The sequence below is a fragment of the Paraburkholderia phymatum STM815 genome (genome assembly GCF_000020045.1).
Lineage (GTDB): Bacteria > Pseudomonadota > Gammaproteobacteria > Burkholderiales > Burkholderiaceae > Paraburkholderia > Paraburkholderia phymatum.
Genome location: NC_010625.1, coordinates 243331 through 260731 on the forward strand (window position 1 = coordinate 243331; position 17401 = coordinate 260731).

Consider the following 17401-nt stretch of genomic DNA (forward strand, 5'->3'; position numbering starts at 1 on the left):
CCACCCTTACGGGCAACTTTCCAAGTTAATATCGTCATTTTCAGACCCAGCGACGACCTGATCGCCAAAGGCGGCTCAGTGTGTCGCTAGGTCCGTTGAACCGGATGAATTGCACCGAATTCGCCGCGATGGATCGGAGTACTTCCATTTCAGCGGAAGCGCCTGCTTGTTGTATTGACGTATATAGCGCATGAGCTTTTTGTCGAGATCCTTGGTGCTGGTAAATACGCCACGTGCAATGACGTCGCGCTGGATGCGGGCAAACCAGTTCTCGACTTGATTCAGCCATGACGAATACGTGGGGGTGTAATGTATCGAGACCTTCGGATGGTCAGCCAGAAATGTTTGAACGGTGTCGGTTTTGTGGCTGCTCACGTTGTCGCAGATCACGTTAATCTCCTTTCCTCGCGGCTGTGCCGATACGACCTCGGTGAGGAACGCAACAAACTGGGCGCTGGTATGGCGTGGCGCGGTTTTGCCCAGCACTTCACCGGTGGCGACATTCAATGCGGCGAACAGGCTCAGGGTGCCGTTGCGTTTGTATTCAAAGCCATGGCTCTCGGCGCGCCCGGGCGAAAGCGGCAACATCCGGTCCTGGCGATCCAGTGCCTGGATGGCTGTCTTCTCGTCCACGCAGCACACCACGGCATGCAACGGCGGATTGAGGTACAGCCCGATCACGTCGGCTGCCTTCGCCTCAAAGTCGGGATCGTTGGACACCATGTGGGTATCGAGACGATGTGGCCGAATGTCGTGCTTGCGCCAGATACGTTGCACCGTCATGAAGGCCATGCCCAACTGTGCCGCCAGTTTGCGACTGCTCCAGTGCGTCGAGCCGTCGGACGGCTTACGTCGCAGCGTGTAGTCGAGCACTCTCGCTTCAAGGCCCGCCAGGTCAGGTCGCGGCGCCAGGCCTGGATGTCTGCCGTACAAGCCGGCCAAACGCTCACTGTTGAAACGCATTTGCCACGTTGTAATGAAGCGCGAATCGCAACGCAATTCCGCCATGATCGCCGCGCGCGAGGCCCCTCCGTCGAGCAGCAAGATCAACCGCGCACGCCTCACCTGGCCAACGGCCATCGTGCGGCTGCGCTGCATCGACATCAGCTCTTCGCGCTCGGTTTCACTCAGATTCATTTTGCCCATGCACTGTCAGATCAGTGCAATTTCATTGGTTCAATGGACTAGTGACGATAATCTGATGCGCCGTCAGTACATATATCCTCGATACATATCGAATAATCGGACGATCCAAGCCAACCATGTACGAGTACATCAAGGTATAAGGTCACAGCTTACATTGGTTGATGCGCTCTTAAAGTTATTCGTCTCCAACTCCCGTTCTTGTACTTCCGATCAAGGTGCAGCCACATTCAGTTTGATGTCCATGCAGTGCAACCTGTTCGCCTCCAATCGTGAACGTCGGATGGGCTTCGATGATTTTGTTGATACCGTGCGGACGCCCGTCAGGATATTTTTGTGGACAGTCAACTAGATCATATAGACGGGCAATCGGCTTGCCGTCAATCGTGTGAGTTTCAGAGCCGCTTATAACAATCCCTCCATGTGAAGTCTGATCTCCGAAAACGATGATGGGTAGTGCCATGCTGAACTCGCGCCAAGTTTGAGAAACGGGAATGCGCCCAGCCACCGTAGCAGCGGCGCAAGTGGGTTAGTCGCCTTCCTGGTCCGAGTCGTCCTCCGGATAGGCCGGATAGGTGGTCGCTATCCTCCCTTTGATGTACTCGACACGGGCACGATACGCGTTCAGCAAGCACGTGTTATCGGTACACGCGTCTCGCACCTTCCGGATCCAGTTGATCTGGTCCTGCCGAACTGGATCCAGATATGAAATCTCCTTCGAATCTGTTAGCAGCATCGCGACGTATCCACGATTGACGGTCGCGTCCAGCTTCACTAGCTCCGTACTATTGCATATTAGGTGTTCGACGTTTGTGTGGGCCTTCTTGCAATCGAAACTCTGCTCGGCATTCGTGGGGGCATGCGTCTGACGCTCAAACAGGTATGCCCAGGAGCCATCGAGAAGCAGAATTTCGTCCGGCGACTTGTAGATCGTCGCATAGCGTAGCCCCGTGCAGAGTGGTGCGTCGGCGCCGCCGAGTAGATAGGTCTCGGTCAATGCATTGCCGTTCGCATGGAACCTGCTTCTCAGGAATCCATTAAAGTTGTCCAATGAGCCGAACGAGTGCGATATGACTGGATCGACATAGAAGCTCATTCGTTTGTGGACCAACACGCTGCAGTCGTTGCCCGTCTCGTGATACACAAATGTGCTGCCGTCGAATGTGAGGAATCCAGCCATCACTGGATTAACCGGAAACGAGAGTTTGTGAAAATCGCTTCCGTGGTCGAACCGCGCAGCGCCCATCATCCGGTAAATATCCTGGCCCGCGGCATAGGCCGGCAGTAGGAGTGCTGACATCAGGAAGACCAACCACTGATTGAGTTTCTTCATGGTGCGACTAGTCATTGTTCGTTTAGTGATTCGAATTGTAAGTATTAAGACAAAACATGTCGTGCTCGCGTTCTCGCCGTGTCTTGTTCTCTATGTCCAGGAATTCAGCGGGCGCGCCGACGTAGTCACCGCTATTCAACTTACGGCACAAACTGGGGGCCTTTATGAGGCTTCCCATGTTGTAGGCAAGCGATACCAGCGCATCGTACTCGTATTGATAGAGCGGCACACTGATCGCATTCTTCACAGCCGTCTCAATTCTCGCAACGTCGCGATCGAACAACGTCTGCGCGTCCGCGACACTGATTTTGCTCGACATCGCGACGTATCCGTTCGCCGTACAACTGCTTTTGCTGATCAAATGTCCCCAACCAACCGTGCAATAACCTTTACTGTCGTCGTAGTAGTATGTATTCGCCTTCGAATCATCGTAGTAGACCCCTTCCCAGCCCTTGATAAACGCCTTACCCTGTTCAGATATGTTCAATTGCGCAATAGCAATTCGCTGACCAACTGCCTTCAGCGGCGGTGCGTCGAGGAAGGTTGCCTGGTAGCCCTCCAGAAGGATCGTTAGCGAATCGATCAGATCCGCACGCCGCTGAAATGGCGCGGGCATCGCTGAGCCGTTCAGCCTCGAGTGCGAATCAAATCCAAGAGAACCCGAATACGCCTCGAAATGCAGCATTGACACGTTCTCGTTGCCCACGACGTGCAGCGGCGTGCCGTTCGCCTTCAGTAGGGTGCCGCTAGCCGCGAGGATCTGCCCTTGGTTTACCGTGTCCCCGATCTTCACCGTGATCGATGAAGGCTTAACTTCGCCGTACAGCGCGATGAACTCGCGACCATCGGTTGTCTTATGGTGAATGCTGATCTGCCACGTGTGACAGTAGAAAAACTCGCACTTTATGACAACACCAGGCGCGATTGCAACGATCGGCGTATCTGACTTCACGTACAGATCCCGGGCGGCATGTTTTCGGCCGCCCGCTCGGTTCGCGCCGTATCTCGCCTGATCGTATCCCCCGCCGTGCAGTTGCTTGGTCCACGTGTAGTCGCATGACGGCGTGCCGTAGACGCCGCCTTCATCGTTGAGCGGACGGGCTGCGATCGGGAAGATGATCGGCGCAGGACCGCGGCGAGGCATCGTGGTTGGCGCGCCATGGTCATTATTCGAATGATCGTTCTGCGGTGGCGTGCCGCTCGGCGCCGGCTTCTTTGGCACCGGCTCGTCCGATTTCCGTGATTCGACGGGTGGCACCTTGAGCGTCTGGCCGACCACGATTAGATCCGACTTCAGGCCGTTCACGCGTTTTAGAAGATCAACACTCGTATGATACTTCCTGGCAATTGCGGTCAGATTGTCATGTGCCTTGACCTTGTAGGTTCCTCTCCAATAATTGCCACCTCCCGAGTCATCCGTTTTGGTTGGCAAATCGTGCTGCGTTTTTGGACTGGTAAGATGAAATGCGATTTGCGAAAGCGCAGCGCTGAGTCGAGCCACCTCCTTCATACTTTCACTTGTCCAGCGTTTAACGTGAACTGAGAGCTCTTCACCCTTCCGAACAGAAAACTGTATCGCACCACGTGCATTTGTCGATGCCGAATGGTACATATGGCCAGCCTGATCCTCGATGCCCCTAATCTCAACTTTCAAATTCTGGATGGGCACGCCAAAGTGATCTTTGAAAAAGACCGTTACGTCTGAAACGTAGTCGCTTGCATTACTGGATCTTTGCATTTTTCCCTCAAATCAGCGTGATAATTCTTACGTGCTCAAATTGACGTAGTGATTTGGGTCATCCGGCAAAGGGTCATCTGATTGCGGATTGTTTTCTCTTCCATCAGTTTCAACCAGCCATGCTCCCCGCGTCCCCACAAGCACCTGAATGGTTTCTGGTTGGTCGGTTGAGAGGCGAGATGTCCTCCCATCCTGATCAAGCGTACCCTGCGCAATGAGATCACCATTGGCTCGCCTCGCTGCATATTCGACGTCGTTAAAATCCCTGAGCCAGTAGATATCGTAAGCATCGAGCCGATTACTGAACGCTTTGGGCATATCCATCTCGGGTAGAGAGGCCGGCATCGACTTTGGACCCGGCAAAGCGTGGCTCGCTGCGTGAGCGATCCACTTCGCTGGGGTGCCGTGCTCGATACCCGCTCCATTGATACGGATGTAACTGCCTCGCGCCTGCAACACGATTTCCTCTGCCGCTGTAATTTCGATGCGCTTCTTTGCACTGGTCAGTTTCAGCACCTGATCAGCGATGATTTCAATGTTGTTGCTCCGCGATTGCAGGATCACCGGCCCTTTCGCAGCGACGAATTTCATGGCGTCCTGATATGCAAACAGTGAGATCGAGCCGCGTACTGAAGCGTGGTACGCACGCCCCACAGCCATGCTGAAGTCCCGCCCCGTCGTCACCGCATGATCATTCATGCTCGCCATGTGCGTACTGTCCGTGGCAGTGGTTGCGATACCTGAAGCGCTGGAGATCACCACGTCGGGACGTGTCATCTCGGGCGAAGGATTGGCCACGCTCTTCACACCACCCTTGACCGCGTCGTTCTGCACCTTAATGGTGGTCGTGGCCTCACTCTGGTTTGCCTCGAGAGTCTGTGCGGTGTGCTTCCGGGCAGCCTGCGACAGGTCCTCGTGCAGTTGGCGCGCCTGCGTAAGCCGCTGCACGGTCTCGACCATGTCCTTTACGGGTGCGCTCGCGCCTTCTCGCTTTTCTGTCGTGATGAGCATGCCCAGGTTGGCCCGGGCGACTCCATGCGCCTCGGTCGCCAGTTCGAACCCCTCGCCGCGCGCCTCGCTGCGGCCCTTGCGCCGGTCGATGCGCGTATTGCTGCCCAGCACCAGGCGCGAGGCCGCGTGGTCGCTCGCCACCTGCACCTGGAGCTTGCCGGGCGTATCGTCGGTGACAACGCTGTTCGTCGTCGGACCCTCCAGGTCCTCGCTCAGCCAGCCCGAAAGCGCCTGGTTGGCGGGCAGCGGCCACGGCGGTTCGTGGAACTGGTTCACGTGCCGTCCCGCGATATACGGCTTGTCCGGATCATTGTCCTGATACCCGATCACCACCTCGTGGCCCGCGCGCGGAATGTAGATCGCGCCGTAGTTCGCACCCTGCCATGGCGACGACACCCGCACCCAGCAGCTTGAGTCCTGGTCCTGCTGGCCCTCGCGATCCCACGGGAACCAGACCTTCGCGCGGCCATACCTGTCGGTCCAGATTTTTGAATCCGAATAGCCCGTCACAATCGCCACCTCGCCGTGCGAGCGCGGTTTTTTCGCCTTCTGCGGCGTGCGGAAATATGTATTGGCGGGCTGCACCGTGAACTGCGTGTCGCACGTGTACTGACGTTGCAGCGCACCCCGGTTCGTCACCGTGTCGTTGTTGACGATCTCGATCTTCGTCGCGACGACCAGGTATTCGCCATTGCCCGGTGCGAGCGGATAGCCTTCCAGGTGGAACGTGTAGCCCACCCTCAGCCCGCGCATGTTGCCGCGCCCCTTGCCGCGCAGGCTCTTCGCCCGCTTTGCCTCCAGCCGCACCCGTGCCAGGTGCTCGCCCTCGAAGTCCACCTCATTGGGCTGCGCGGCGGTCCCCATCGCCCCGGCCAGCGGCTGCGAGTAGTCGCCCCAGGCGTAGTGCTCGATGTTGTCGTTCGCGCGCTCGCGGTAGTCCGAATCCTTCGCGGCGAGATTCGCGCGCGACTGCGTGTAGTCGTAGTCGGTGACGCTGACCTTGCCCGTGGTCAGGGCGCGCGCAATCTCGAACTGGTGGACGTGTTCCTCGTCAATGCGCTGGCCGTCGCGGTCCTGGTATCGTAGCGTTGCATACGCGGGGCCGTGCTTCTTGTAGGCGGCGGTCGAATCGCACAGCACGAGCGTCGGGCCATCGTAGAAGAACGTGATGCCCCATTCCTGCCACAGGCGGTTCAGATAGCCCCAGTCGCTCTCCCAGAACATGCGCTGGTAGTCGCGCTTCGGATACTGCCGGCCAAAGCCGGGGCCGGCCAGGCGCAGTTCATAGTGAAACGGATACTTTTTCAGGATCGTTTCGGAGATTTCCTTGACCGTGAGGTCCTGGAAGATTCTTGAGTCCTGGTTGAGGGTCGCTAAAAAGAGCCATGGGCGAATCCGCAAGCGGTAGAACGCCCGCCGCGTATCCGAGCCGACGCACTCTGCCGAGACGATCAGGCCGGTGATCTCGCGCACGCCTGCGCCGATATTGATCGACGGGGACACGCCGATTGTTCCCGTCTCGTAGGTGCCGCTACCCTCGGTAGCGATCTTCACCGTCACCTGCTTGCCGACCAGCTTGTCGACCTCGACCATCTCCCTGGCCTCATGCACGGTCAGGCCGATATCGTCCTTCGTCGCAATCTCGACGGTGTAGTCGTAGAGCCTGCCGAGCTTTTCGGTGCCGGTCAGGCGCGATACGGTGAACAGGCATTCGTCCTGCCACTTCGGCAGGCCTGCGCTGACGATCTCCAGCGTGCGGGGTTGGTCAAGCCATGACATGCGGTGCTCCGTGGTGAATCAGGAAAGGAAGACCAGCAGACTTCGCGCATATCCATACGCGGCGGCCGCCGGGTGATCAGGCCGCGCTGTCCCGAATGCAGCAACGTGGTCGTGAGCCAGACGACTAGCCACGTTGCGCGCGCAACCATTGACTCGCCAGTTCTACGCGCGACGAGGGACGGATGCAATTTTTGAGATGATCATTTATGGAGAATTGACAATAAATGACGTTTAAAATCCGCTGTGCATACATCAGTCTGGCTGGCAACGGTGGGAACAGGTTCGTGCCTGGGGGGCAAGCTGCGCCGGCAGGAAGCCTGGGTGTCCTAGGAGACAAGGCTGATGTGCCGAAGCGCCGCGACGGGTGCAAGGCGCATAACCACGTCAGCGCTTCTCGGCCTCGTAGTGTGGATGCGCCAGCAGAGGCAACAGCAAGGGATGCACGGTTACGACTTCGTCCAGCCCCCACAGTTCGTTGTCCGCATCGGTGACCGGCTCCAGTTCGCTGCGGCATCGTGCAATGACCTCGCTCGCCGGCGCCTCAAATCCAAAGCCCAGGCGCACCGCGTCTTCGGTGAGTGCGCCAGTACCGCTGAGGCTGGCAGGATCGCGTAGCTGGAAGTCCCCCCCAGTGCCCGTCATCGCGCGGGCCTGATTCGACTGCCTCCAGTCCGATACAGGCCGCCGCCAGCCGCGCCCGTTCACGCTGCTCCTCTTCAGACCAGTCAAACGCCCGTGTCCAGTCCAGTGCCGCGAGCCGCTGCGCGGCCTGTTCGCGCGTCATGGGTACCGGTGCGAGGCTGGCGGCTTCGGTGCGCAGTTGCATGAGGTTGACGGGTTCGGCGGCGGGGCTTGCGCGTCGCAGCACGTGAGTGTTCGCGCGGATATCCGGCAGGCCGTCGCGGCGGCAACGTGCAAGCTGCGCGTCGGACTTCTCGACATCGACCAGTACGCCACACATGACGATGCTGCCAGCCTTCTTCCACTGGGAGACGGCAGCCGGTGTCACGCCCAGGCGGCGCGCGTAGCTGGCTTGGGAAATGGCGGTCATGACGGAAACCCACCCGGTCACTTGCTTAACGTTAAGTGTTAAGCAAGTTTACGCGCTTAAAGCTAGGGGAAAGACGCGGTGCGCAAGTTTTCCCTCGGTTTTCGGGGGCAGGAAGTACCTTGCCGTGGCAGTATTGCCAGTTACCGGCGGAGCTTGACACTGGCAGCGGTAATCGACCAATCTCCAGTGGGCACTATCAAACGTGTGACCCACAGCGTCGAGCAGTTTTCGGCGCTTATAGTCAAATGCTGGCTATGTTGCTTGCCCGACAAAAATCAACGATAAGCCGTGATACAGCTATGACATCGAACGTAGAACGATTTGAAGATGATCTTGCAAAGCTCATCAAGAAGGGAAATCGCTTGCATGATTCTATGCAAAACGCATGTTATCCCGCGGAGTTCAAAACACAGTACAAGAAGCTACTTAAGGATAAAGTTGACGATTTCATCAAAGATCTTCCCAATTTTGATACTGAATATCAACGCTGGTATTCAGAGGCTCTCGCGCTACTGCGTCAAATCTTGCCCGACCGTGTAGCCGATTTTTGCCGACACTACGAGAAGCCAAAAACCCGCAAGGAAATCACCTTCGAGAACTACAGGATTGAAGATTACCTGCAGGGCTTGACTGTTACCCGTGGCGCTCATAAGGATAAAGTCGTGGGTCCAGAAGCCGCAATTACTCAGTTTCGTCAGCAGCTTGCCATTGTCGAGGCGGCGCAGGGGCGGTTTGAAAGCTCGCTGTTTGATATTCGACATATGGTCCAGGCCGACCTCATGGACTCGGAGCTTGAAGCCGCAGAGCATCTCGCGAAGTTAAAGTACTCTCGTGCAGCTGGCGCCATAGCGGGTGTCGTCCTTGAGCGCCACCTCGGTGAGGTTTGCACCAATAGGCAGATAGCAATTTCCAAGAAAAACCCGACGATAGCGGACTTCAATGAAGCACTGAAGGCTGCAAGCGTCGTTGATATCGCACAATGGCGCTACATCCAGCACCTGAGCGATCTTCGGAATATCTGCGATCACGCCAGGACGCCAGACCCAACTGCCGATCAGGTCACCGATCTACTTGGCGGAGTTAAGAAAATCATCAAGACCGTTTACTAGAAATTCTTGCGACGTCTTCCCGCAAAGCGTGCCTATCCAAACCAAGCGCGGATCAGCTCTTGGTGAAACGCGAGTGCTCCCTATGCAGGCCTTTTCCGGCGCCGGGACGTGGCACGCTGCGCCGCGGGCGGTTTAGCCGCTTCCGCGCGCGGTGTGTCGAGTTCGTGAACCAGTGCGGCAAACGCCTCGTCGGGTGCGGCCACGGCATCCGCCAGTACTGCCTCAATCCCCTCCCGGCCGAAGTATGTCGCGCCCTGCATCGCGCGCACCGTGGAGCGCGACAGGCCACGATAGCGGGCCACGGCCGCAACGAACATTTCGCCAACGGCGTTCACGTCCGCCTGAATGCGCGCGCGGGCGTCGTCCGCCAGCGGTTGCGTCTCGTGTGCATCGGCCTTGTGCTTGCCGTACGCGATCAGCGTGACGGTCACGCCAGCGCCCTCGAGAGCCTTCGAAAAGTCCACGTATGCCACGAGTACGCCGACACCTCCGGCGCGGCCCGGCGCGGCACTGTCACGACCTCGCACGCCGAAGCAAGCACATACGCCGTGCCGCATGCCGTCTCGGAAAGGATCGCGATAATCGGCTTGACTTTCCTGGCGGCATAAATCAGGTCGGCCAGGTCCAGACAGCCGGCGATGTGTCCGCCGTCCGAATCCACGTCGAGCACGAGCGCGCGCACCGCATCGTCGGCGAGCGCCAGTGCGAGCGATGTGCGGATGCCATCATAGCCCGTCACTACACCCAGACCGTCTACCGCAAGTGGACCGCACACGCCCGTCTTCGCCACGAGCAGGCCGGTAACTGGAATGACCGCTATTCCGTGGATCAATTCGCCCGACGGACGCATAACTGAATCGCGCGGGCCTGGTTCGCACAGCAAGATGCGGCGGCGTGTATTCCAACACCACGCCATTCGGGGCGCCCTTGTGAAGTGCCTCCTCGATTTTCGCCACGTTGTGCGAGTAGCGCGTGAAGCGGTTGGCGAGCTGCAACGCCTCGATGACCGGCTCCAGTTGCGGGCCGAGTTCGGCGCGCGCGGCCGCCCGCTGTGCGTCGCTGACCAGGAGGCGATTCCTCGGGCGGTAATCGCGCAGCGCGGGATCAAACTCGATCGAGTTGCTCGCCACCGGCACATACGAATCCTTCAGATAGTTTCCGCAACTGCCGCGTGGCCAGACCTTGCGAATGAACTCGGCCTTCGCGAGGAGCGCACCCAGCTCAGCAGCAACGCGTTCAACTTCCGGTTCCATGGCCATCGTCAGCGCTTCGAGCACGCTGTCGGCGTCGGCGTGCACGTTAGCCACTTCGCCGCTCAGTTCATCATCGATTCCCGAAATTGCTGGCAGCATCGCGCTCTGGCGGTCGATCAGGCGGCGCTCGGCTGCTTCGGCGCGCAACAGTGCCTCCATGATCGCGTCGGTCTTTGCCTTGTGCGCGCCTGCGCTGTCCTCCAGCCCAGCGGCCGGCGAAGCCTCGAAGTCGATATCGACCTGCACCAGTTGCTCGCGAAGCGCTAGTGCGTCGGCGTGCGCTGCTTCGATCTGCGCCGGCAGTGCGCGCACCGCTTCGAGCATGCGTTGCTTGCGTTCCGCCAGCTCGCGAAGCCTGTCGAAGGATTCCATCGTGACCACGGGCGGGAAGTCGAGGTCGAGGGTCATCTGCGTTTCCATCTGCTTCTCCTTCTGCGCCTGTGCAGGCGCGTTTGTCATGCAATGTGCTCGTGCTGCTGTGCATTGGCAAGCTCCGAGTGGGTGTGCTTCACCTGATAGGGCGTCAGGATCGCGTGCACGGTGCCTTGTACGTTGGGCCGCGCGCCTCCGGTATCCGGCGTCCAGACGCTGATGCTGAGCGAACACGCGAGTGCAACCGGATCGCGACGATGCAGCGCGAGCAGGCCGTCGCGCGCGGTGGCCTCGAACGCGGTCATCAGGCAGAACAGTGCCTCCGCCTCGCCCATTGGCACACGCACGCGGCAGGTGCAGTACGGGTTGCCGGTGCGCGTGGTTTTGGCAACGGGATCGACAATCAGGGTGCCGGTGATCAGTGCGTCAATCATGCTGCCTTCCTCCTTGTGGTTGAGAACTTCGCGGCGCGGGCCGCCTCGCGCGCGGCTTTCGCCTCGACGCGCTCCCTGGCCTTGCGGGCCTTCTCCTCATAGGCGGCGCGCTGCTTCGCGTTCGCCTCGCGCGACTTCACGGCGGCCGGCAGCGGGTCAAGCCAGCCATAATGTGCCGCCCGCACGAGCACAAACGTGATTCGCGCTTCGGGCGTCGCGCGGTAGGCATCGTCGAACGCGACACCTGACGACGCCGTGCAACGGGCAAACCAGGTGCGGGCGGCTGGCTCTCCGGCCCTGTCGAATTCGAGCGCCCACGACGCGAGGATCAGGCGCCAGTCAGGGTCATTGCCCGGAATGGCTTCGAGCGCCGACACCGCGCGCGCGTAATCCGTCGCAATCGGGCGGCCCGCATTACCGGGCACTGGTCGTGCGTTGCGCGCCATCCAGTCGCCAGGGCTGTGCTCCACTTCGCTCATCCCTTCCTCCGCTGGCCCAAATTCATTTCCGGCAGGCGGGCCCGCAACGTCCCTCACAAAAATCACTCTCACAAACCCCCCCTCCGTAGGAGGGGTGTTTGTGAGTGATTTTGTGAGTGACAGGCCCGCCAGTCACAAAACAGTCTCCCCACCGTTTGTGAGCGTTTGTGATTCTCGCGTTACGCGTTGCCTGGCGCGGCCGCCTACTCACAAATCGCTCACAAATCACTCACGGGTCATTCACACGCGCCACAACCATTCGCCGTCCGTCGCGTAGAACTTCGGCTGCATGGCCTCGATCACCTTCGAGGCTTTCCAGCGTCGTTTCCCGGCCTCGTACGACACGAGGCGCACGGCGAGCAGTTCAACGGCCTGCGCAAACGCGATACACGGGCGTCCGGCAGGGCACCCGCTACCCGCGCCGATGTTTTCACCGCGACGCAACTGTTCGCCGATCACGTCGAACGCGATCCGTTGCAGTTCGCCGCGCGGCTGCTCGGGCTTCTGCACGTCCTCGCGGCCGCGCATTTCCGCGTCGCAGTCCTCGATCACGCAGGAGGTCAGGGGCTTGCCATTGCGCTTGACCCCGATCACCACGGGCGCGAGGCGGAAGGCGTGTCTCAGGTCGTCGCCGGCGTCCTTCTGCTTGCCGGTACTCCATTCCCGCAGGCCCGACTGGCGGTCGCGCGTGACCTCCAGGTGAAAATCGAGCAGGAACGGCAGGTTCGATGAGCCGCGCATGCCGTTTTCCTGCTTCTTTCCGGTGTGGTGAACGGCGATCACGGTGCAGCCGGTGCGCTCGCGCAACGTGTTCAGTGCCGCCCCGGCTCGCCCCATATCGGCGCTGGAGTTTTCTTCGAGCCCGATCGTGGCGAGCGCAAACGGATCGATAAACACCACGCCGCCAGTGATCCCGCATGTCTCGATCGCCTCGCACAGGTCGTCCGTGTCGCGCGGGTCGAGCAGGGAAAAGCCCTGCGTGAGCGTGTGCAGCCTTGCGGGAACCGGGCGGCCGTTGTGCTTCTCCCAGGCGAGGTAGCGACGCGGAAGCCCGTTGTTGCCTTCGAGCGAGACGAGCAGCACCGGTACCGGCTCGAATACGTCATGCCCGAAAAACGACCGGCATTCGGTGAGCGCGGCCGCCAGGTCGAGCACAAGGAAAGACTTTGCGGCCGCCGACGCGCCCCAGACCGCGCCGACTGCGTGCGCCGGGATCACGTCATCGACAAGGTCGTCGATAATGGGCTGCGACGTGATCGCCGCACCAGACAGCACCCTGTAGCGCGGCTCATACTCGTGGCGGCCCTGGCCTGCCATCCACACGGCGAGCGCATCGTGGCCGCGCTCCGTCGCGAAGTCCCACGCGTCGTAACCCTCTGGTGCCTCCGCAGGCATGCTCACCCATGCCGAGCGCGTCTCCTGCGCGGCACGGGCGGTGATGGTCTCGATATGGCCGGCCGGTCTGTCGCGTGCGGCGTCGGCAACGCGGCGGCCGCGATCGGCAACGGTCACGCGCGGGCTCGCCGGGTACAGCGCGCGGATTTCGCCCATCACCTCACGCTCGCGGCTTACCCCGATCGTGACCACCACGGCCGCCGTCGGGCACGCCTGTGCAATTGCCTCGCCGGTCGCTACACCCTCGCATCCGATCATGGTCACGCCATCGCGGAGTTCGCCGATCACGTAGCAGCAGCCCGGAAACGGCGTGAGCCTGCCGAGGGTTCGCTTCGAGCCGTCCGCAAAAATGCGCTGCACCGCGACCACCGGCGCATCGCCGGTCAGCGCGCGGATCGGCGCAAGCAGACACGCTGGGTCGTTCGCCGCCACGCGCAGGCGGTCGGCATCGCACGCAGCGCGCAGGTCCTTGCTGGCGACATAGGCGTGAGCGTGCGCAGGCTTGCCGTTGATCCACAGCCCGATCGCGCGTTCGCCGCTGTCCTCCAGTTCCATCTGCGTTGCCTCGCTATGCTCCTCCTCATGTGTGGTGTCGTTGGCGTTCCCGTTTGCGCGGTACGCTGGCGGGTCCGGGTCGTGCCAGTCGTTTTCCTGCTGTGCGAGAAAGAAGATCAGTTGCGGCCCAACGTTGAGCCCTTCATACGTTCTCCACTGGCTGCGGTTGTACTGCTCGCCCTTGTCGTCGGGGTCCTTTGCCCGCCACGCGAGCCAGTCGGCGAGTTCGCCACCGGCATGGAGGAACGATGCGCCGAGCTTGATGGTCTCCTCGTGCGAGAGCCACCCGGCAGAAATGAGAAAAGCGCGCTTCTCGCGCGCTCAGCGGGCTTCATTTTGACTCGCGGTCGTTTTCGTCGTCGCGGTGGTGTTGTAGCTCGGCGCAGGCCTGCTCCAGCGCGTCACGAAAGCGGCCCGCCTCGTGCGGTTCCATGGTGCGTCCGCTCTCGATCCATGCGAGGCGCAGCCACGTAATCAGTTCGAGCAGGGCGTCCATAGGTCAGGCCTCCACGGCTTCGGCTTGCGGGCGTTTGGCGAGTTCTTCGCGCAGCACACCAACATTCCAGCGTGCGCTCGCGCCAAACTTGCGCGGCGGCGGGATCAGGCCGCGTGCCACGCGGCGCCATACGGTCGGCGTGGCGCAACCGTAGAGCAGCGCCACGACGGCAATGCTCACGTAGGCCGCGCCGGGCAGGCGGTCAAACGACGTAAAGGTATCGGGGAGTTCGTGTGCGGACATGGTGTATCGCTCCGGAATGAGGGCGACACACAAGACCCTGACTGTATCGCCGCAGTCACTGAGAATCGCAGGGCGATACTGATTGGATACGCGAACAGGGGGCGTGTAACGGGAAGAATCTGTAGAGAAATATACAGAATCGTCCCACGGGAAGATTTCATCGAGTCTTGTTCAAATTCTTCCCGGTACGTTTCAGGTAAGGCCGGATGTCGTCACGCGTGAGCGGTTGCGGCAGGTCGGTGATTGCCGATACGAGCAGCGCCACAATGTCATCAAGCGGCTTGCCATAGAGGTCAAGCATCATCGCCGAGAGTTCACGAATCAGGAAAGGCTGCAGCCCCTAGTCGGGCCGCCCCGGTTGAACGACGATGGGCATCGCACGGGCCGCACGTTCCAGAGCGTCGATTGCAGGTTGCAGCACGTCGGCAAGGGCGGGATACGCGCTCTGGCTGAGCGGCAGGACGCGCAGTCTCGACGGTGAGCGCCACAGCATGACAACTTCACCGCCCGGTGCGCAGAGGATCGTCGGTTCATCGCCGCCAGCTGGGGTCAGCACGTCACCCAAAAGATGTGATCGATGTTCGTCCTGCGCAGTGAGTTGGGCGAGTGCGATGCGAAACAGCACGGCCGCTTCCGGTGAAGCCTCGACGGCTTCAAGCAGGCGTCTGCCAGCCTGCGCCACACGTGAGAGAGATTTTCTGCGCGCTGCCGGGGCAGGTTTTGGCGCGTAGGTGAAGCGCAGCACATCGCATTGTCGATGCCGGAGAGGACCTGCAATGTCCTGTCGCTGGCCGTCCAGCCCGAGCGGTCCTGGCCTCTTAAAGGAGCCGTGGTCAGGGTTGCCCACGCGCGCTCCATGTCCGGGCTGTAGGTGCACAGCCGCACGGTACTGGCGACCTGACGCGCAAACCATTGCTGGTCCAGGCGCGGTGTCACGCCCGGGCGCGCGCGTGCCTCGCGCCGCGCGAGCTGATAGTGCGCCAGCTCGTCATGAAGGCGGCTGATGATCGGCGCGGGCGCCCACGCGGGCAGAAGGCGCGCGATGATGCGGCCGTATCTCCGGGCTTCGCGCTTCATGCGCCGTTCATCGGAGCCGTCCTGCCCATTCAGGTTCGGATTTGTGGATAGGCCCATGCGGTATCTCCCGGCGAGCGATCCGCCGCAATGCACTGATTGCACGTGATACGCCATGAGCATAAAACAGAAACCCCGCCGGGGCGGGGTTTGGGACATGGGCAGGTGGGCCGTTACGCAACGATTTTCAGCGGTACGGCCCCGGCCTCGCGGCCGGTTGTGGTTGTGACCTCTTTTTCGTCGTCGTTCGCGGCCTCAGGCGCGGTGCCGAGCAGGCGATCGAGGTATTCGCCAAGCGCGAGCCAGGCGGCCCGCATGCGCGGCGTCGTGCGCTCCTGGAGATAGACACGATCGAGTGCATCCTCGCGTGCATGGTTCAGGCAACGGTGGATGCTCGTGTCGTCCACGCCGCAACGCTGCATGACGGTCGCGGCGGTACGGCGCAGGTCATGACAGCGCCAGCGCCCACCGGGTAACGCCAGCGCGTCGTGGTCCATCACGAGCGGCTTGCGCGCGTGCTCGGCGGGTGTCATCTGGCGGTACGTGATGACCTTGCCGACCGTCGCGCCGTCAATCGGCACTTCCTCTGCTGCGCTCACGCCGAGGCGGCGCGGGAAAACGCAGGTGCCGGTATGCATCGCGCGCAGCGCCTCGAACTGGCGCTGCACGAACGGGGAAAGCACGACGGTGATTTCAGCCTGCGTTTTCGTATTGGGCGCAGGCAAGGTCCACAATCCGGCCTCAAGATCAACGTTGGCCCAGCGCGCAAGGCTCAGTTCGCCCACGCGGCAGCCGGTCCCGAGCATGATGTACACGGCGTACACGGCGTAGCGGGGCAGCGTGCTCGCGTGCATCTTCTTTGCGAGCAGGCGGATTTCGTCATCGCTGAGCGTGCGTGAGCGCTCATTGCCGTGCACCGGGTGATAGTCGCCAGTTACCACATCGGCGACGTCGATCTCGAAGAAGTCCGAGTCGGCGAGCATCTGGCGATACGGGCGGGTGCGGTTCGCCCATTTAATCAACTGGTGCATCGCGCGGAAGTTGACAACTGCGGTGCGGTTCCTGCCCGTGCGCGAAATGGCGCGGAAGTGCTCCACGATGTCGGTGCGGTTGATGTCGCCAATGTGGCGCTCGCCAAAGCGGCCCAGCCAGTGCAGCTCGGCCTGGCGGCGCAGCACCTTGCCGCCATCCTTGCGGCCCTTGCGGCCGCGCTTCTCGGCGATCGACTCGTTGAACCACACCTCGAACACCTGATTGAGCGTCGCGCCCGTACGCACGATGCGCTCGCGCTTCTCGGCTTCGATGATGTTGATGTTCTCGCGCGCGGCCGCAGTCCTTTGCCGCTTCAGCGAGCGCCGCGTACAGCGTCCACTGGCCGGTGCCGTGGCCGTACGGCCCGAGCGTTTTCTCCTGGCTGCGGCCGTTGACGCGAAAACGGACATTGAACCACTTCGCGCCGTTCGTGCCGACGCGCAAACGCAGATTCGCATCGACCTTGTAGTAGCGAACCGTCGCGCCGGCGCGCAGCGCCTCGATGGCGCGGACGGTGTTGACAAGCGTTGCCATGATACGGACTCCAAACAGAAACTATGGAAATACTAACCAAAAAATACGTACCCAAAAAACCCAAAACGTCACGAAAATCAGGCGAGATCAACGTAGATCAAGCCGTATCGCGTATCGCCTGAAAGCCTTGCTGGATAAGGATCAGGGGACGTTTTGGCGTATCTTCCCGTATCAGGGTGTATCAGGCAACTTTTAGAAAGTAGGCAAAAGAAAGCCGCTCGCACCGAGCGTCTTGACGTCTGGCCACGGGCTCTCCACGTCCCTGTCCTTGTTGCGGTATCGCGCTAATCCATGCCCGTTGCCAGCGCTCCTGGATTCGCCTCACCCGCTTCACATGCCCGCGTCACGGCCTGCCTTGCCGGGAAGTCGA

At 60.7% G+C, this 17401-nt stretch carries 20 protein-coding genes; 2 read left to right on the forward strand and 18 right to left on the reverse strand.

The window, feature by feature from the left end; all coding sequences use genetic code 11:
- Positions 1-75 precede the first annotated feature (75 nt).
- The 7 genes from BPHY_RS28725 to BPHY_RS42020 form a co-directional block, all read right to left on the reverse strand.
- Positions 76-1146, reverse strand: coding sequence for an IS630 family transposase (locus BPHY_RS28725; protein ID WP_012404968.1), 1071 nt, complete (start codon positions 1144-1146; stop codon positions 76-78).
- 175 nt (positions 1147-1321) lie between these two features.
- Positions 1322-1606, reverse strand: coding sequence for a PAAR domain-containing protein (locus BPHY_RS39960; RefSeq protein ID WP_012404969.1), 285 nt, complete (start codon positions 1604-1606; stop codon positions 1322-1324).
- 66 nt (positions 1607-1672) lie between these two features.
- A complete protein-coding gene (locus tag BPHY_RS28730; RefSeq protein ID WP_244257839.1) occupies positions 1673-2476 on the reverse strand; it encodes a lysozyme inhibitor LprI family protein in 804 nt (267 codons plus the stop codon).
- 22 nt (positions 2477-2498) lie between these two features.
- Positions 2499-4214 (reverse strand): glycoside hydrolase family protein, encoded by a 1716-nt coding sequence (locus tag BPHY_RS28735; protein WP_012404971.1) that lies wholly within the window; start codon positions 4212-4214, stop codon positions 2499-2501.
- 27 nt (positions 4215-4241) lie between these two features.
- A complete protein-coding gene (locus BPHY_RS28740) occupies positions 4242-7004 on the reverse strand; it encodes a type VI secretion system Vgr family protein (RefSeq protein ID WP_012404972.1) in 2763 nt (920 codons plus the stop codon).
- A 384-nt stretch (positions 7005-7388) separates the two neighbouring features.
- Positions 7389-7568 carry a hypothetical protein gene (locus tag BPHY_RS42015; RefSeq protein WP_157686840.1) on the reverse strand — a complete coding sequence of 60 codons (180 nt, stop codon included), beginning with the start codon at positions 7566-7568 and terminating at the stop codon, positions 7389-7391.
- On the reverse strand, positions 7546-8055 hold the full coding sequence (locus BPHY_RS42020; protein ID WP_157686842.1) for a hypothetical protein: 510 nt from the start codon (positions 8053-8055) through the stop codon (positions 7546-7548). Before BPHY_RS42020 ends, BPHY_RS42015 begins: the two co-directional genes overlap by 23 nt.
- 299 nt (positions 8056-8354) lie before the next feature.
- On the opposite strand from BPHY_RS42020, the gene BPHY_RS28755 reads away from it, so the two are divergent.
- Positions 8355-9164, forward strand: a complete 810-nt coding sequence (locus BPHY_RS28755) for a hypothetical protein (RefSeq protein ID WP_012404974.1) — start codon at positions 8355-8357, stop codon at positions 9162-9164.
- A gap of 80 nt (positions 9165-9244) precedes the next feature.
- On the opposite strand, the gene BPHY_RS38860 is transcribed toward BPHY_RS28755, so the two are convergent.
- The 11 genes from BPHY_RS38860 to BPHY_RS28800 all read right to left on the reverse strand — a co-directional run bounded on the left by BPHY_RS38860 (position 9245) and on the right by BPHY_RS28800 (position 16742).
- The gene (locus tag BPHY_RS38860) at positions 9245-9691 is read right to left on the reverse strand and encodes a S49 family peptidase (RefSeq protein WP_244304955.1); all 447 of its coding nucleotides are present in this window, start codon (positions 9689-9691) and stop codon (positions 9245-9247) included.
- Positions 9592-9903 (reverse strand): Clp protease/crotonase-like domain-containing protein, encoded by a 312-nt coding sequence (locus BPHY_RS42025; protein ID WP_052306193.1) that lies wholly within the window; start codon positions 9901-9903, stop codon positions 9592-9594. Before BPHY_RS42025 ends, BPHY_RS38860 begins: the two co-directional genes overlap by 100 nt.
- On the reverse strand, positions 9890-10876 hold the full coding sequence (locus BPHY_RS28765; protein ID WP_041765617.1) for a hypothetical protein: 987 nt from the start codon (positions 10874-10876) through the stop codon (positions 9890-9892). The genes BPHY_RS42025 and BPHY_RS28765 overlap by 14 nt, the downstream gene beginning before the upstream one ends.
- Positions 10873-11223: a hypothetical protein gene (locus BPHY_RS28770; protein ID WP_012404975.1), complete on the reverse strand. Its 351-nt coding sequence runs from the start codon at positions 11221-11223 to the stop codon at positions 10873-10875. Before BPHY_RS28770 ends, BPHY_RS28765 begins: the two co-directional genes overlap by 4 nt.
- Complete coding sequence (locus BPHY_RS28775) at positions 11220-11702, reverse strand: hypothetical protein (RefSeq protein ID WP_012404976.1); 483 nt, start codon at positions 11700-11702, stop codon at positions 11220-11222. Before BPHY_RS28775 ends, BPHY_RS28770 begins: the two co-directional genes overlap by 4 nt.
- 240 nt (positions 11703-11942) lie before the next feature.
- Positions 11943-13529: an AAA family ATPase gene (locus tag BPHY_RS28780; RefSeq protein ID WP_157686846.1), complete on the reverse strand. Its 1587-nt coding sequence runs from the start codon at positions 13527-13529 to the stop codon at positions 11943-11945.
- Positions 13530-13983: 454 nt separating this feature from the next.
- Positions 13984-14148: a hypothetical protein gene (locus BPHY_RS42030; RefSeq protein WP_157686848.1), complete on the reverse strand. Its 165-nt coding sequence runs from the start codon at positions 14146-14148 to the stop codon at positions 13984-13986.
- Between the two features lie 3 nt (positions 14149-14151).
- Complete coding sequence (locus BPHY_RS28785) at positions 14152-14391, reverse strand: helix-turn-helix transcriptional regulator (protein WP_012404978.1); 240 nt, start codon at positions 14389-14391, stop codon at positions 14152-14154.
- 157 nt (positions 14392-14548) lie between these two features.
- The gene (locus BPHY_RS42035; RefSeq protein ID WP_012404979.1) at positions 14549-14695 is read right to left on the reverse strand and encodes a hypothetical protein; all 147 of its coding nucleotides are present in this window, start codon (positions 14693-14695) and stop codon (positions 14549-14551) included.
- A gap of 36 nt (positions 14696-14731) precedes the next feature.
- Complete coding sequence (locus tag BPHY_RS28790; RefSeq protein ID WP_167538894.1) at positions 14732-15136, reverse strand: hypothetical protein; 405 nt, start codon at positions 15134-15136, stop codon at positions 14732-14734.
- 502 nt (positions 15137-15638) lie between these two features.
- The gene (locus BPHY_RS28800) at positions 15639-16742 is read right to left on the reverse strand and encodes a tyrosine-type recombinase/integrase (protein WP_041765622.1); all 1104 of its coding nucleotides are present in this window, start codon (positions 16740-16742) and stop codon (positions 15639-15641) included.
- Here BPHY_RS28800 and BPHY_RS42040 point away from each other — a divergent pair.
- A complete protein-coding gene (locus BPHY_RS42040; protein WP_041765624.1) occupies positions 16720-17067 on the forward strand; it encodes a hypothetical protein in 348 nt (115 codons plus the stop codon). The two genes, BPHY_RS28800 and BPHY_RS42040, sit on opposite strands and share 23 nt — an antisense overlap.
- Positions 17068-17401 lie beyond the last annotated feature (334 nt).